This window comes from Mesorhizobium sp. BR1-1-3, assembly GCF_020165455.1.
Classification (GTDB): Bacteria; Pseudomonadota; Alphaproteobacteria; order Rhizobiales; family Rhizobiaceae; genus Mesorhizobium; species Mesorhizobium ciceri.
On record NZ_JAIUIC010000007.1, the window covers coordinates 117,093 to 131,068 of the forward strand.

A 13,976-nucleotide genomic window follows, 5' to 3' on the forward strand; every position below is an offset into this window, starting at 1 on the left:
TCTCAGACCTTTTCGACTTCTGGCCGGCCCAATATGCCGGAAGGCAGGAAGATCAGCACGATGGCCAGGATCGAGAACGCCGCGACATCCTTGTAGTCGATCGAGAAATAGGCCGACCACATGCTCTCGATAAAGCCGATCATCAGCCCGCCGACCACCGCGCCCGGCAGCGAACCGATGCCGCCCAGCACCGCCGCCGTGAAGGCTTTCACGCCCGGCGTGAAACCATCCGAGAAGGCAATGACGCCGTAATACATCAGGAACAAAGTGCCGGCGACCGCGGCAAGGGCCGCACCCATGATGAAGGTGATCGAGATGGTACGGTCGACATCGATGCCGAGCAGCGCCGCCATCTTGCGGTCCTGCTCACAGGCCCGTTGCGCTCGTCCAAGCGAGGTCTTGTTGACCAGATACCAGAACAGCGCCAGCAGCAGCGCCGTGACGACGACGATGATGATCTGCTTCAGCGACACGCTGATGCCGTTGATGTTGTAAACCTGGCTGACCATCGGCGGGATCGGCTTGTTGCGGGGACCCTGCGTCACCTGGACGAAGTTCGACAGCGCGATCGACATGCCGATGGCAGTGATCAGCGGGGCCAGTCGGAACGAACCGCGCAGCGGCCGGTAGGCCACCTTTTCGATCGTCCAGTTGTAGAGGCTGGTGAGCAGCATCGCCACGATCATCATGATCAGCAGCGCCAGCACAACCGGCACGGAATAGAACAGCGCGCCAAGGGCGAGGAAGACGATCAGTGCCGTGAAGGCACCCACCATGAAGATGTCGCCATGGGCGAAATTGATCATACCGATGATGCCGTAGACCATCGTGTAGCCGATCGCGATCAGCCCATAGATCGATCCCAGCGTCAGCCCGTTGATAAGCTGCTGGACAAAGTACTGCATGTGTACATGGCTCCCCTGGAATGTCGCCCATGCAGACGCATTCCTTTTCGTATTTCCCCTAGTCGTAAAGTTTCGAGCCCGGATTGCAACGTCATTTTTCAATCGTCATGCGTGTTTTCGAAGCACGCCGCCCGATTGCCCGTTTTCCATCATCCGACCCCTGGACTATCGCGGACCCTACCATTGGCATAACGCAATGTCTTTGACGATTCGACCGCATCATGCGCTCCGTTTCGAAGAAATCGCCGTCAAAATTAGGTGATGAAAGGAATCCTTGCGTTTTTGGCACGATCCATTTTTCAGGTCGTTGCTTTCCGCAAGGTCAGGATTCCCATCACTTGACAACAAACCCGTGCGCGAACGGGTCGCGGTCGTCGATGAAGATGGTGTTCAGTCCGGTCATGCGCGCCCAGCCGCCGATCGAGGGAATGATGGCCGGCTTGCCGGCCACGCTGACATCCTTTTCGACCTTGCCCTTGAACAGCGAACCGATGATCGATTCATGCACGAAGCTGTCTCCGGCCTTGAGTTTGCCCTTGGCATGAAGCTGCGCCATGCGCGCCGAGGTGCCGGTGCCGCAGGGCGAGCGGTCGATCGCCTTGTCGCCGTAGAACACGGCATTGCGGGCATCCGCCCCATCCACCGTCGGCGCACCGGTCCACAGCATGTGCGACAGCCGGTTGATGCCAGGATTTTCCGGATGCACGAAGGAATATTTCTCGTTGAGCCGCTGCCGCACCACCGGGCTCCAGGCGATGAAGTCGCCCGCCGAATGATCGGCCATGTCGCGATAGTTCTCCTGCGGTTCGACGATGGCGTAGAAGTTGCCGCCATAGGCGACGTCGACGGTGATTTCACCGAGCCCAGGGCATTCGACCGTCAGCCCCTCGGCATGGAGGAAGGATGGCACATTGGTGATGCGCACCTCCTCGACATAGTCGCCGACCTGCTTGTATTCGGCGACGACCAGCCCGGCCGGCGTGTCGAGCCTGAGCACGCCCGGCGTCTTTGGTTTGATGAGTCCGTGCTCGATGGCCATCGTCACCGTACCGATCGTGCCATGGCCGCACATCGGCAGGCAGCCGGAGGTTTCGATGAACAGGATGGCGATGTCGCAATCCTCGCGCGTCGGCGGATAGAGAATCGAACCGGACATCACGTCGTGGCCGCGCGGCTCGAACATCAACCCGGTGCGGATCCAGTCATATTCGGCCAGAAAATGCGCACGCCGCTCCATCATCGTCGCGCCCTGCAACAGCGGGCCGCCGCCGGCGACCAGCCGCACAGGATTGCCGCAGGTGTGGCCGTCTATGCAGAAGAAGGATTTCTTGGCCATGACGCTCCTCGAAAATCAAAAACCCGAAAAAATCAAAATCGTTGCGGACCGAAGGGCGCCAGATCGATCGGCAGAGTCTGCCCCAGGACAAGATCCCTGATCAACCGTCCGGTGGCCGCCGCCTGGGTCAGGCCGAGATGGCCATGGCCGAAGGCATAGACCACCGACCGCTTTCCCGGCGCGCCGCCGATGACGGGCACTGAATCCGGCAGCGAGGGGCGGAACCCCATCCATTCGCGCCCGCCCGAGGGATCGAGCCCCGGCAGGAATTTCTGTGCCTTCTGCAGCAGCGCCTTCGACCTGGCATAATTGGGCGGCCGCTCGATGCCGCCGAGTTCGACGGCGCCGCCGACGCGCAGGCCTGTTTCGAGCGGCGTGACGACGAAACCATGGCCGGAGAAGATCAGCATCCGCTTCACGTCGAAGGCACTCGTGGGCAAGGTGGTGTTGTAGCCGCGCTCGGTCTCCAGCGGAATGCGATCGCCGAGTTGCTTGGCCAGCAGATGCGACCAGGCGCCGGCGGCGACGACGAGGTGCCGGGCCTGTCTGGTCGTGCCGTCTGCCAACATCAGCGTCGCTCCATCCTGATCCGCCGCGACTTGGCTGATCCGGACCAGCTCAAAGCGAGCGCCCTTGGCCTGCGCATAGGTCCACACCGCTTTGCCCAGCAGTTTCGGGTCGGCGACCGTCTTCCATCCCGGCACGAATGTGCCTTTGATGAAGCGCGGCGACAGGCCCGGCTGCAAGGCGGCCAGTTCCTCGCCCTCGACGTGGCGGAAACCGATGCCGAAACGCTTACGCGCCGCCCAGCCGGGCAGCCCGGCCTGAAATTCGGCTTCGCTTTCGTAAAGCTCGAGCGAGCCATCCTCGCGCAGCATCGACCGCGTGCCGGAGCGATCGAGCAAGCCCATCCACTCCGCCTCGGCAAGCTTCATCATGCCTGCTTGAGCGGCAAGGCTCGCCTCGTATTTCCCCGCAGCACCGGCGCGCCAGAAGCGGATCAGCCAGGGCAGAAGCGTCGGCAGGTAGGCGGGCGGGATGCTGAGCGGGCCGAGCGGATCGGCCAGCCATTTCGGCAGCTGCCGCATCATGCCCTTGTGCGCCAGCGGCAGCACGTCGGAGAAGGCGAAGGCGGCGGCATTGCCGGAGCTCGTCTCCTCGCAAATGCCTGTGCGATCGAAGACGGTGACCCTGCGTCCCGCCTCAGCGAGAGAAGCAGCGGCACAGATACCGATGATGCCGCCACCGACGATGGCTATGTCCAACCCTTCTCCCCGTTCACGGGGAGAAGGCGCCCGAAGAGCGGATGAGGGGCTGCGCCCCGCTTCTGTCGACTTGGAATTTCCTTGCACGTGGGCGCTGCCCCTTATCTGGCTGCCACCATCTTCTCCCTGCGAACAGGAAGAAGAAGCCTCAGAACTGCGGAAGTGTCGGCCGCACCGCGAGCGCATCCTTGACGATCTTTTCGACGGACTTGCGGCGATCGCCAGACAGCGGCTGTCGCGGCATGCGAACGCGGTCATTTGTGTTGATCGCGAACACTTCGGCAAGCTTGATGTTTTGGACCAGATAGGTCGAGACGTCGAGGTCGAGCAGCGGCCGGAACCAGCGGTAGATGCCGAGCGCCTCTTCGCGGCGACCCTGCTTCATCAGCTGGTAGATGGCGACCGTCTCGCGCGGGAACGCGGTGACCAGTCCGGCCACCCAACCGATGGCGCCGACCGACAGCGCCTCGAAGGCCAGATTGTCGACGCCGGTGAACAGGTCGTAGCGAGTGCCCAGGCGATTGATGATCTCGGTCGAACGACGGATGTCGTCGGAGGATTCCTTGATCGCGACAAAGCGCTCGTCCGACGCCAGCTCCTCCATCTGGTCGACGCTGACGTCGACGCGGTAGGCAAGCCGGTTGGAGTAGATCATGACCGGCAGGTCGCCAGCCTGCGCGACCGCGCGCAGCGCCGCGACCGTCTCTTCCGCATTGGTGTGGTAGATCGGGCTCGGCACGACCATCAGGCCGTTGGCGCCTTCCCGGCTCGCGCGCTTGGCGATGCTGGCCGCCTCGCGTGTGCCGGCCTCGTTGACCGTCAGCAGCACCGGCTTCTTGCCGGCGACCTTTTGTGCGGTCTTCAGCACCTCGATCTTCTCATCGGGCGACAGCATCGGCCCCTCGCCGAGCGATCCGCAAACGATGATGCCGTCGCAGCCAGCTTCCATCTGCAGGTTGAAGCAGCGCTCCATCTCGGCATGATCGAGGCGATCATCCGCGGTGAATTTGGTCGTGACGGCAGGAAAAACTCCGGTCCACATGATCATCTCTCCATCTGATATATCACTGGTATATCTATTAACAAACCCGCTGTCAATGCGGAATCCGTTATGATATATTCAAGATATATCAGGAGAGCGCATTTGATATCCACGGCAGCAAGCACCTCGGCGGAGCCGGCCGCGACCAGGGCCTACCATGTGCTCGAGCACATGATCGTCACGCTCGAACTGGCCCCGGCAAGCTTCGTCACCGAGGGCGCCCTGATCGACAGGCTCGGGCTTGGCAGGACACCGGTGCGCGAGGCGATCCAGCGGCTGGCCTGGGAAGGGCTGCTCGACATCAGGCCGCGCGCAGGCATCGCCATCGCCCCGCTGCATCCCGGCGACTGGCTGCGCGTGCTCGACGCGCGTCGCGGCGTCGAGGTGGTGCTGGCCCGCTCGGCCGCCCGCTTCGTCACCCGCGAGGCCGCCGACCTGTTTCACGAAGCAGCGCTTGCCATGCAGAAAGCGGTGATCTCGGGCAACGTGCTTGCCTTCATTCAGGCCGACAAGGCACTTGACGAAGCGTTGGCACTGGCTGCCGACAATCCCTTCGCCGCCCGTTTGGCCGCCCCGTTGCAGACCCACAGCCGCCGCTTCTGGTTCCGCTACAAGGCCGAGACCGGTCTTGCCGAATCCGCCGAGCACCATGTCGCGCTGATCCGCTCGATCCTTGCCGGCGACGAGGAGGCCGCGGCCAAGGATGCCAAACGCCTGATGGCGCTGCTGCGCGGCCACGCCGAAACGGCGGCGACGCGCTGAACGTCTTTTAATCCGATGCGCTTTCGCCGCCGGTGCTTCCTCGAAGCTCGGATCAGGTCCCTGGCAAGGCAGCCGCCGCCATCAACGAACCGTCCCAGCCTTCGCCCGCCGTGATGACGCAGCTCTGACCATGCGTGTCGGTGGCAAGGATCGTCCAGGTGCCCTGGTCGGAGACGAATATCTCAAGAATGACGCTCGGGTTGACCAGGCCGCGCGCAGCCTCGCTTTCGTGGAATTTTTCCCCGAGCGCTTTGATCATATCCGCACGGGCTGCGCATTGCTCCGCCATCGCCGGGACGGCGGCAAACGCGGAAACCGCCGCGAAAAATAGCGTTGCCACAAGACGGGTCATCTGACACCTCCTTGCGCCAGACGATGTCCCCGAAGCTGTCGCCAGCGCCGTTGCTTGATCTGCCGTACCTCCTTGCGGCAGGACTGCAAACCAAGACGGCAGATGCCCACTTGGTTCCATCACATTAGCGTTCACGCAGATAGGGTCGTCGCCGGACTGCAAAAAAGCCCGAGCGCGAGCGCCCGGGCCTCAAATTCAAAATCAATCTGTTGTCCGGTCAGTTCATCGTCGGGATGACGAATTCGGCACCGTCCTTGATGCCTGCCCGCGCGACCGCAGCCGAAGGCGAGGACGCGCAACCAGGAAATCGTCCGGTCAGTTCATCGTCGGGATGACGAATTCGGCACCGTCCTTGATCCCGGACGGCCAGCGCGAGGTCACCGTCTTGGTCTTGGTGTAGAAGCGGAACGCGTCCGGGCCGTGCTGGTTGAGGTCGCCGAAGGAAGACGCCTTCCAACCGCCGAAGGTGTAGTAGGCGATCGGCACCGGGATCGGCACATTGATGCCGACCATGCCGACCTGGACACGGCTTGCGAAGTCGCGCGCGGCATCGCCGTCACGGGTGAAGATGGCGACGCCATTGCCCATCTCATGGTCGTTGGCGAGCTTGATCGCGCTCTCATAGGTCGGCGCGCGCACAACCGACAGCACCGGCCCAAAGATCTCTTCCTTGTAGATGCGCATGTCCGCGGTGACGTTGTCGAACAGGCAGCCGCCCATATAGTAGCCGTCTTCATAGCCCTGCATGGAGAAGCCGCGGCCGTCGACGACCAGCTTGGCGCCTTCCTTGACGCCGGTGTCGACATAGCCCTTGACCCGCTCCAGGGCTTGGCGCGTCACCAGCGGGCCGAAATCGGCGGAAGAGTCGGTCGAAGGACCGACCTTCAGGCTTTCGACGCGCGGGATCAGCTTTTCCATCAGCCGGTTGGCGGTGTCGTTGCCGACCGGGACGGCAACCGAGATCGCCATGCAGCGTTCGCCGGCCGAGCCGTAGCCGGCGCCGATCAGCGCGTCGACCGTCTGGTCCATGTCGGCATCGGGCATGATGATCATGTGGTTCTTGGCGCCGCCGAAGCACTGCACGCGCTTGCCGGCGGCCGTGCCGCGCGAATAGATGTAGTGGGCGATCGGCGTCGAGCCGACAAAGCCGATGGCCTTGATGTCGGGATCGTCGAGGATGGCGTCGACCACGTCCTTGTCGCCATTGACGACATTGAGGATGCCCGCCGGCAGGCCAGCTTCGAGGAACAGTTCGGCGATGCGCATCGGCACGCCCGGATCGCGCTCCGAAGGCTTCAGGATGAAGGCGTTGCCGCAGGCGATGGCCGGCGCGATCTTCCACAGCGGGATCATTGCCGGGAAGTTGAACGGTGTGATGCCGGCGACGACGCCGAGCGGCTGGCGCATCGAATAGACGTCGATGCCGGGGCCGGCGCCGTCGGTGAATTCACCCTTCATCATGTGCGGCGCGCCGATGCAGACTTCGACCACTTCGAGGCCGCGCTGGATGTCGCCCTTGGCGTCGGCGATCGTCTTGCCGTGCTCGCGCGCCAGGATGTCGGCCAGTTCGTCATAGTCGCGGGCGACCAGTTCGAGAAACTTCATCAGCACGCGCACGCGACGCTGCGGGTTGGTTGCGGCCCATTTCGGCTGCGCAGCCTTGGCGTTCTCCACCGCAGCGCGCAGTTCCGCCTGTGATGCCAGCGCCACCGTGCCGCGCACGGAGCCGTCCATCGGCTGCATGACATCCTGCTTGCGGCCGCTGGTCCCGGCGACATGCTTGCCGCCGATGAAATGACCATAGTCGATCATGATTTCTCTCCCTTGTTTGTGATGCTGCATTGTCCGCCTTTGGCCGGCGGATGGCAACGCGACGGAGAACGCAACCGTTGTGCGGAAAGTAGATAGCGGTTGACGGACGAGCATCAATTCTCGCAAATGCGAGACCCCGTCTGATAGCAGCAGGGATTGAGAGATTGAGTTCCCACCACAGGACGCGGCGTCAGCGATTGTCATCTGGACCATCCCCATGAACTGGGATGACGTCCGCATCTTCCTTGCCGTGGCGCGTGCCGGCCAGATCCTTGGCGCCGCCAAACGGCTGGAGCTCAACCACGCCACCGTCTCACGCCGCATCGCCGCACTCGAGGATGCGCTTCGGACAAAGCTGTTTCGCCGGCTGACCACCGGCAGCGAGCTGACTCCCGCCGGCGAGCGCTTCCTCGACATTGCCGAGCGCGTGGAGGGCGACATGATCGCCGCGCGCTCGACCATATCAGGCGAAGGCGACGATGTTTCCGGCACGGTGCGCATCGGCGCCCCGGACGGTTTTGGCGTTGCCTTCCTGGCCAAGCGCCTTGGCGCGCTGACCGCCCTGCACCGCGAGCTGACGATCCAGCTGGTGCCGGTGCCGCGCTCCTTCTCCCTGTCGCGCCGCGAGGCGGACATCGCCATCACTGTCGAGCGGCCGACCGAAGGCCGGCTGGTGGCGGGAAAGCTGGTCGACTATTCGCTCGGCCTGTTTGCCTCGCGCGCTTATGTCGATGCCAATGGTCTGCCCAAAACAGCGGCCGAACTCGGCCAGCACACCCTTATCGGCTATGTGCCGGATCTCATTGTCAGCCCTTCGCTCGACTACGCGGCCGAATTCAGCGCGGACTGGCGCACCAGTTTCGCCATCTCCTCGGCGCTCGGCCAGGCCGAAGCAGTGCGCTCGGGCGCCGGCATCGGCATCCTGCACACCTTCGTCGCCCGCTCGATGCCGGAACTCGTCCCGGTCGATGTCGTGGCACCCATCCGCCGCGCCTACTGGCTGGTCTATCACGAATCGGTCAGGCCGCTGCGCCGCGTCCAGATCGTCGCCAGCTTCATCACCAAGATGGTGGAGCGGGAGCGGAACCTGTTCGTCTGAGGCATGTCGCCCAAAACTGATCTCGGTTTTGGGCGAACGACATGCATAAACTAAGACGCTAAAGCGCATCGCATGAATCCGATCAAACGCGATACGCTTTGGCCGTGCCGCCTTTTCCTTGCCACAAAACCGGCCAGTGTGGCATCAGGCGTGCGGTCGCCGGCCACGGGCAGGTCGCCGGGTGGGAAACCTTTCAGAAAGCTGGCGCGGATAGACATGCGAGCCGTTCTTGCCATCCTGCCGCTGCTTTTCGTTTCCGCTTGCGCCAATCCGTGGACGAAGGTTCCGGAGGCCGAACTGCCCAAACCGATCCGCTACGCCATGGCGCGGCCTTCGCCTTTCGTCTTCGGCAATTATTGCGGCCCCGGCACCCGCACCGGCGATCTGTCGGCCCGACCGGCCGACCGCCTCGACGCGGCCTGCCAGACGCATGATGCCTGCTACATCGCCCGCCACAACCATTGCGACTGCGACGGCGCCCTGGTCGCCTCGGCGAAAGCGATCCGTGACGACAACGCAACGCCGCGCAAGATGCGCGGCGAGGCCGAACTGCTGATCGCCACCTTCGCCATTCCCGTCTGCAAGGTCTTCCCCCAGGGCTTCATGCCGCCGCGCGATCCGGCGCAATTGAGCGCTCTGAAGACCGGAGCGGCCGGGTGAAGGGTCGCGCATTCATCGCCGTCGTTCTGTTCGGGCTGGCTGTCCTTGCCGGCTGTGCCGGCGCTGGCCGCAATGCCTGCGATCTCCTGCAAGGCCAGAGCGCTTGCGCGCGACCCGCGCTCTCCGCCGAGACAGCTGGGCCGCGGATCGCCGCCGCGCAGTTTTTCGGCGACGCCGGCACCAGCGACTACGAAAAACGCTTCCTGGCGCTGCTCGCCCGCCATCAGCTTGGCGCCATGGACCGAGCCAACGGCACCGGCCTTTTCGGCCACGACCGCTATGAAATCCGCAACAGCAATTTCCAGGCGACCTACCGGACGCTGCAAAAACTGGCCGGGCCGGTCGCCGAAACGCATCTGCCGCCGGCCGACGCCAACAGCGGCGAGGGTCATTTTGACGGACGCTGGCGGGTGTCGCGACAGACGCTCTACATCGATGCAGCGGCGCGGCCTTCGGCGCCCAAGACCTTCGATTTCTCCGGCCTGCAAGCGCGCGGCGTCGAGATCGTGCTGCGCCAGGCCGGCAAGCAACCGGCCGCCATCGAGGGCACATGCGACGGCACGCTGGCGATCCGTGCCGGCGGCGCTTCACGCACCATCGCCACCGGCACGGCATTTCGCTTTCGCCTGTCCGGCGAGGACGATACGGTCAGCCTGTTTCCAAGTGACGGCCTGAACCGCTGCGCGACAAGAATCCGCTCCAGCCTTGCTCCGGCCGGCGCGCCGCTCACCATCCGACGCGAAGAGACCGCCGATCCGGCGCTTGCCGCTTTCGACAGTCGCTACGAGCGTTGCCCGACGCCAGACCCAACCGGCCTCGATCCTCTCAGCCGCGCCTTCTATGCCAGCCGTTGGCTGTCGCAGACCTGTGCCTTGCCGATCGGAAAGCCGCGCCTGCTGCGCAAATCGCGCGATGGCTTCAACGCCAAGGTCGAGGCGCTGATGGGAGCGCCGCTGTCCGACAGCGCCATCGACAAGGGCGACCCGGAGCTGCCGCTCGACTTCTCCAGGGCCCCAAAACTGAAGCTGATCTATCTGTCATCCCTGGAGTTCAAGGCCGACTTCTCCGGCCGCATCATCGAACGGCTGATCCGTCATCATGCAGCCCTCGGCACCAAGGTGCGCATCCTGGTCACCGACGTGCTGGAGCGCGACAAGGACGACGCCATGCTGCATCGGCTGGCGGCCGAATTCCCCAATGTCGGGCTGCAGGAATATCGCTGGCGGGCGGACCGGGGCGCGCCGATCGACGAGCAGATTTCACAATTGCACAAGGTCCATCACGTCAAGATGCTGGCGACGCTTGCCGACGATCCACGGCGGTCGCGCGCCATCATCGGCGGCCGCAACATCCATGACGGCTTCCTGTTCCACCAGCCGATCGATCTGTCGCGCTATCCAGACCTTGAGCAATACGGCAAGACCGACGGGTTCTCGCTGAACTACTATTCGAACTGGAGCGACTTCGACATCGAGTTCGCCGATCCGGCCACGGTCGAGACCCTTGCCGCGCATCTTTCGACAGTGTGGCTGCGCGACGCCGACACCAATCTGGCGCGCCCCTTCTCCATTCCGGTCCGGTCCGACGGCGCCCGTCCTTCAGGCACGGCACGACACTTCATTTCGGTGCCTTACGAGGATGGCCATGCGCTGGAGGACTATTTCGTCGAGTTGGTCGACGCCGCCCAGCACCATATCCAGATCGTCAACCCCTACCTCAACCTGACGCCCAAGCTTGCCCAGGCTGTTGACCGGGCGCTCGCGCGCGGCGTCAGGATCGACATTGTCGGCCGCATCGATCTCAAGGGCGATATCGGCGGCAAGTTCCTCACCGCGCTCAACAAGCTGTTCGTCGAGAAATATGGCGACCGCATCAACATCCGCGAGTTCAAGGCGCCTGACGTGGTGCTGCATTCCAAGATCATGATGATCGACGAAAGGCTGGTCGCCATCTCGTCGGTCAACCTCAACAACCGCAGCTTCTTCCACGACAGTGAGAACGGCATGATGGTGCTCGATCCGGCCTTCTACACCAGGATGAAGCCGATCTATGACGACTATGTCGCCCACTCCAAACCGGTCGCCACCAATGTGACGATCCCGTGGGCGTATCGGCTGCTTTTCGACGAGGACTGGGTCCGGCAGGCGTTCTGACTCTCTAGCGCAGATAGCGCTCCTGCGCGAGGTCGCGGACGTCGATGTCAGGCACCCGGTTGGAGATGATGTCGGCCAGCACCTTGCCCGAGCCGCAAGCCATGGTCCAGCCGAGCGTGCCGTGGCCGGTGTTGAGATAGAGATTGGAGAGCTCGGTGCGGCCGATCAGCGGCGGACCATCCGGCGTCATCGGCCGCAGCCCGCACCAGAACGTCGCGTCCCGCATCGCGCCGGCGCCGGGAAAGAGATCGCCGACCGAGTGTTCCAGCGTGCGCCGCCGCGATTCGTGCAGCCTGAGGTCGAAGCCGGAAATCTCGGCCGTACCGCCAACCCGGATGCGGTCGCCAAGCCGGGTGATCGCCACCTTGTAGGTCTCGTCCATCACCGTCGAGACCGGCGCCGCCGCCGCGTCCTTGATCGGCACGGTGATCGAATAGCCCTTGACCGGATAGACCGGGATCGGCCGCTTCACTCGGCGCATGAAACCCGCCGAATAACTGCCCAGCGCCATCACATAGGCGTCGGCGGTCTTCCAGCCCTTGCTGGTGCTGAGATTGGCAATGCGGTTGCGGCTGCGGATGACGCGCCAGATCGTCACGTCGTACTCGAACTTGACGCCACGGGCCACACAGAGTTCGGCCAGCCTGTCGGTGAACATCTTGCAGTCGCCGGTCTCGTCGTGCGGCAGCCTGAGGCCGCCGACGAACTTTTCGCGCACCCCGGCAAGGCCAGGCTCAGCCGCGATGCAACCGTCCTGGTCGAGGATCTCGTAAGGCACGCCATACTTCTTCAGCACCTCGACATCGCCGCCGGTGCCGTCAAGCTGCTTTTGCGTCCGGAACAGCTGCAGCGTGCCCTGGGTCCGCTCGTCATAGGCGATGCCGGTCGCTTCGCGCAGCGCCTTGAGCGTATCGCGGCTGTATTCGGCCAGCGGCACCATGCGCGCCTTGTTGATCGCATAGCGCTCGGCCGTGCAGTTGCGCAGCATCTTGATGAGCCATGTCCACATATGCGGATCGAAGGCCGGCCGCACCACCAGCGGGCCATGCTTCATCAGCAGCCATTTGATCGCCTTCAGCGGAATGCCGGGACCGGCCCAGGGCGAGGCGTAGCCGGGCGAAATTTCGCCGGCATTGGCGAAGCTGGTTTCCAGCGCCGGGCCTTTCTGGCGGTCGAGAACCGTCACCTCGTGGCCGGCCTCGGCGAGAAAGTACGCCGTGGTCACTCCGATGACACCGCCGCCCAGCACCATGATCTTCATCGTTCACTCCTTGCCGCGTCGCACGCCCTTGAGGACGCCTGGACGCGGCGCATTCCGATTTGCGCATGATCCTCGGCGAAAATCGATGCCGATTTTCGAGATCATGCAGTGTTGCCTGTTCACGCCGCCGCAGGACCGGGGTCGTCGTCCCCTGTCTGCCGCATTCCGGCCCTTTCGCCAAGGGGCCGCCAATCGGCTGCGGCGCTGTAGACGAGGGTGAGCCCATGCGGCCGTCGCGCCTCGGCCTGGGATTTCTCCCTAACGGCACGCCGCGCGGCCTCCGGCTGGTAGAGCACGGTCGCGATCAGGACCGACTCCCGCCTGCCGTCGGCCTGTTCGATCCATGCAGTCTGGCCCTCGGCCATGCCGAGCATGCAAAGCCCCCGCCTCGTCATGATCGACAGGCTGGAGCCGACCGGGCCGCGCACCTCGTTCTGCACCAGGGTCCGGGTCTGGGCGGGGCCGGCATCGACACGGAATACCAGCCTGCTGTTCAGCGTCACGATATCGGATCCGACCGAATCGATCGCGACGACCTCGGCCTTGGAAAGCTTGTCTTCAAGCATTGGAACAATCGGATCCGCGAAAGCCCGCCGACGCTCCAACATGATTTCGAGGACGGCGAAGTCCTTTGTCGTCAGCTGGAAATTCGCGCCTGTCATCACCGTCTCCATGATCAGGCCCCCTCCCGCCCGCAGGCCGGCGTATCGACCACTTCGATGGTCGCCGACAGTTCCCGGCCGCCACGGCTGCTCCAGCACACCGTCTGCCCAGCGGTCGCGCCGATGAGCGCCGTCCCCATCGGCGTCAGCACCGAGATCCTGTTTTCACTGATGTCTGCTTCGCCGGGATAGACCAGCGTGACGCGCTGGATGTTGCCGCCATCGTTGCGGATTGTCACCGCCGAGCCCATCCGCACGACATTGGCCGGCATGGAAGCCGCTGCCGTGACAACGGCACGGTCCATCTCCGAAAGCAATTCTTCGGCCGTCTCGGGCACGCGGTCGAGCGACGCCCGCGCCAGGCCCGTCAGCCTGAGATGGTCGGCATCGGTGACCAGAAGCCGACTCGGTGGACGCAATCCTGTTGCATGTTGCATGGCAAACCTCATGACTTGGCGCATCGAACAGACGCGCGCCTGCCGCCGCGCAAACGGTGGCTTGATGAAAAACCGGCAGCCGCGAAGCTGTCTGGCTCGGGAATGATAATGTCAGGTAGAAATGCCCCGGTTCGGACGGACGCCAAAGGCGACCGCGCCGGGGCTACGATCCCGCGATCGGGCAGACCCTGAACAAGGTTCTGATATAAGCTGGGTTGCTCATGCATGGA

General features: G+C 63.8%; 13 protein-coding genes. 4 read left to right on the plus strand and 9 right to left on the minus strand.

Annotation, left to right across the window (positions count from 1 at the left end; all coding sequences use genetic code 11):
- Positions 1-2: 2 nt before the first annotated feature.
- The 4 genes from LB559_RS17620 to LB559_RS17635 all read right to left on the minus strand — a co-directional run bounded on the left by LB559_RS17620 (position 3) and on the right by LB559_RS17635 (position 4,548).
- The gene (locus tag LB559_RS17620) at positions 3-905 is read right to left on the minus strand and encodes a branched-chain amino acid ABC transporter permease (protein WP_013529092.1); all 903 of its coding nucleotides are present in this window, start codon (positions 903-905) and stop codon (positions 3-5) included.
- A gap of 334 nt (positions 906-1,239) precedes the next feature.
- Positions 1,240-2,241, minus strand: coding sequence for a 4-hydroxyproline epimerase (locus LB559_RS17625; protein ID WP_013529091.1), 1,002 nt, complete (start codon positions 2,239-2,241; stop codon positions 1,240-1,242).
- A 32-nt stretch (positions 2,242-2,273) separates the two neighbouring features.
- Positions 2,274-3,593, minus strand: coding sequence for an NAD(P)/FAD-dependent oxidoreductase (locus tag LB559_RS17630; RefSeq protein WP_411970075.1), 1,320 nt, complete (start codon positions 3,591-3,593; stop codon positions 2,274-2,276).
- Between the two features lie 61 nt (positions 3,594-3,654).
- Positions 3,655-4,548: a dihydrodipicolinate synthase family protein gene (locus LB559_RS17635; RefSeq protein ID WP_024502892.1), complete on the minus strand. Its 894-nt coding sequence runs from the start codon at positions 4,546-4,548 to the stop codon at positions 3,655-3,657.
- A gap of 69 nt (positions 4,549-4,617) precedes the next feature.
- On the opposite strand from LB559_RS17635, the gene LB559_RS17640 reads away from it, so the two are divergent.
- Complete coding sequence (locus LB559_RS17640) at positions 4,618-5,310, plus strand: GntR family transcriptional regulator (protein ID WP_050596296.1); 693 nt, start codon at positions 4,618-4,620, stop codon at positions 5,308-5,310.
- Positions 5,311-5,362: 52 nt separating this feature from the next.
- Here the strand turns inward: LB559_RS17640 and LB559_RS17645 are convergent, their stop codons facing one another.
- Both LB559_RS17645 and LB559_RS17650 read right to left on the minus strand, forming a co-directional pair.
- Positions 5,363-5,662, minus strand: a complete 300-nt coding sequence (locus LB559_RS17645) for a hypothetical protein (protein WP_024502890.1) — start codon at positions 5,660-5,662, stop codon at positions 5,363-5,365.
- Positions 5,663-5,977: 315 nt separating this feature from the next.
- Positions 5,978-7,474 (minus strand): CoA-acylating methylmalonate-semialdehyde dehydrogenase, encoded by a 1,497-nt coding sequence (locus LB559_RS17650; RefSeq protein ID WP_013529086.1) that lies wholly within the window; start codon positions 7,472-7,474, stop codon positions 5,978-5,980.
- A 217-nt stretch (positions 7,475-7,691) separates the two neighbouring features.
- Between LB559_RS17650 and LB559_RS17655 the strand changes: the two genes are divergently transcribed.
- The 3 genes from LB559_RS17655 (at position 7,692) to LB559_RS17665 (ending at position 11,386) form a co-directional block, all read left to right on the plus strand.
- On the plus strand, positions 7,692-8,573 hold the full coding sequence (locus LB559_RS17655; RefSeq protein ID WP_224674604.1) for a LysR family transcriptional regulator: 882 nt from the start codon (positions 7,692-7,694) through the stop codon (positions 8,571-8,573).
- A 216-nt stretch (positions 8,574-8,789) separates the two neighbouring features.
- Positions 8,790-9,233, plus strand: a complete 444-nt coding sequence (locus LB559_RS17660) for a hypothetical protein (RefSeq protein ID WP_013529084.1) — start codon at positions 8,790-8,792, stop codon at positions 9,231-9,233.
- The gene (locus LB559_RS17665; protein ID WP_224674605.1) at positions 9,230-11,386 is read left to right on the plus strand and encodes a phospholipase D-like domain-containing protein; all 2,157 of its coding nucleotides are present in this window, start codon (positions 9,230-9,232) and stop codon (positions 11,384-11,386) included. Before LB559_RS17660 ends, LB559_RS17665 begins: the two co-directional genes overlap by 4 nt.
- Positions 11,387-11,390: 4 nt before the next feature.
- Here the strand turns inward: LB559_RS17665 and LB559_RS17670 are convergent, their stop codons facing one another.
- The 3 genes from LB559_RS17670 to rnk form a co-directional block, all read right to left on the minus strand.
- The gene (locus tag LB559_RS17670) at positions 11,391-12,647 is read right to left on the minus strand and encodes a D-amino acid dehydrogenase (RefSeq protein WP_013529082.1); all 1,257 of its coding nucleotides are present in this window, start codon (positions 12,645-12,647) and stop codon (positions 11,391-11,393) included.
- A gap of 119 nt (positions 12,648-12,766) precedes the next feature.
- Positions 12,767-13,321 carry a nucleoside-diphosphate kinase gene (locus tag LB559_RS17675; RefSeq protein ID WP_013529081.1) on the minus strand — a complete coding sequence of 185 codons (555 nt, stop codon included), beginning with the start codon at positions 13,319-13,321 and terminating at the stop codon, positions 12,767-12,769.
- A 2-nt stretch (positions 13,322-13,323) separates the two neighbouring features.
- Complete coding sequence (gene rnk / locus LB559_RS17680; RefSeq protein ID WP_013529080.1) at positions 13,324-13,746, minus strand: nucleoside diphosphate kinase regulator; 423 nt, start codon at positions 13,744-13,746, stop codon at positions 13,324-13,326.
- Positions 13,747-13,976 lie beyond the last annotated feature (230 nt).

What these genes read in the sequence shown, in the direction of transcription:
- LB559_RS17620 (WP_013529092.1), bottom strand. Translation starts at nt 905, where the DNA reads ATGCAGTACTTTGTCCAGCAGCTTATCAACGGGCTGACGCTGGGATCG.
- LB559_RS17625 (WP_013529091.1), bottom strand. Translation starts at nt 2,241, where the DNA reads ATGGCCAAGAAATCCTTCTTCTGCATAGACGGCCACACCTGCGGCAAT.
- LB559_RS17635 (WP_024502892.1), bottom strand. Translation starts at nt 4,548, where the DNA reads ATGTGGACCGGAGTTTTTCCTGCCGTCACGACCAAATTCACCGCGGAT.
- LB559_RS17640 (WP_050596296.1), top strand. Translation starts at nt 4,618, where the DNA reads ATGATATATTCAAGATATATCAGGAGAGCGCATTTGATATCCACGGCA.
- LB559_RS17645 (WP_024502890.1), bottom strand. Translation starts at nt 5,662, where the DNA reads ATGACCCGTCTTGTGGCAACGCTATTTTTCGCGGCGGTTTCCGCGTTT.
- LB559_RS17650 (WP_013529086.1), bottom strand. Translation starts at nt 7,474, where the DNA reads ATGATCGACTATGGTCATTTCATCGGCGGCAAGCATGTCGCCGGGACC.
- LB559_RS17655 (WP_224674604.1), top strand. Translation starts at nt 7,692, where the DNA reads ATGAACTGGGATGACGTCCGCATCTTCCTTGCCGTGGCGCGTGCCGGC.
- LB559_RS17660 (WP_013529084.1), top strand. Translation starts at nt 8,790, where the DNA reads ATGCGAGCCGTTCTTGCCATCCTGCCGCTGCTTTTCGTTTCCGCTTGC.
- LB559_RS17670 (WP_013529082.1), bottom strand. Translation starts at nt 12,647, where the DNA reads ATGAAGATCATGGTGCTGGGCGGCGGTGTCATCGGAGTGACCACGGCG.
- LB559_RS17675 (WP_013529081.1), bottom strand. Translation starts at nt 13,321, where the DNA reads ATGGAGACGGTGATGACAGGCGCGAATTTCCAGCTGACGACAAAGGAC.
- rnk (WP_013529080.1), bottom strand. Translation starts at nt 13,746, where the DNA reads ATGCAACATGCAACAGGATTGCGTCCACCGAGTCGGCTTCTGGTCACC.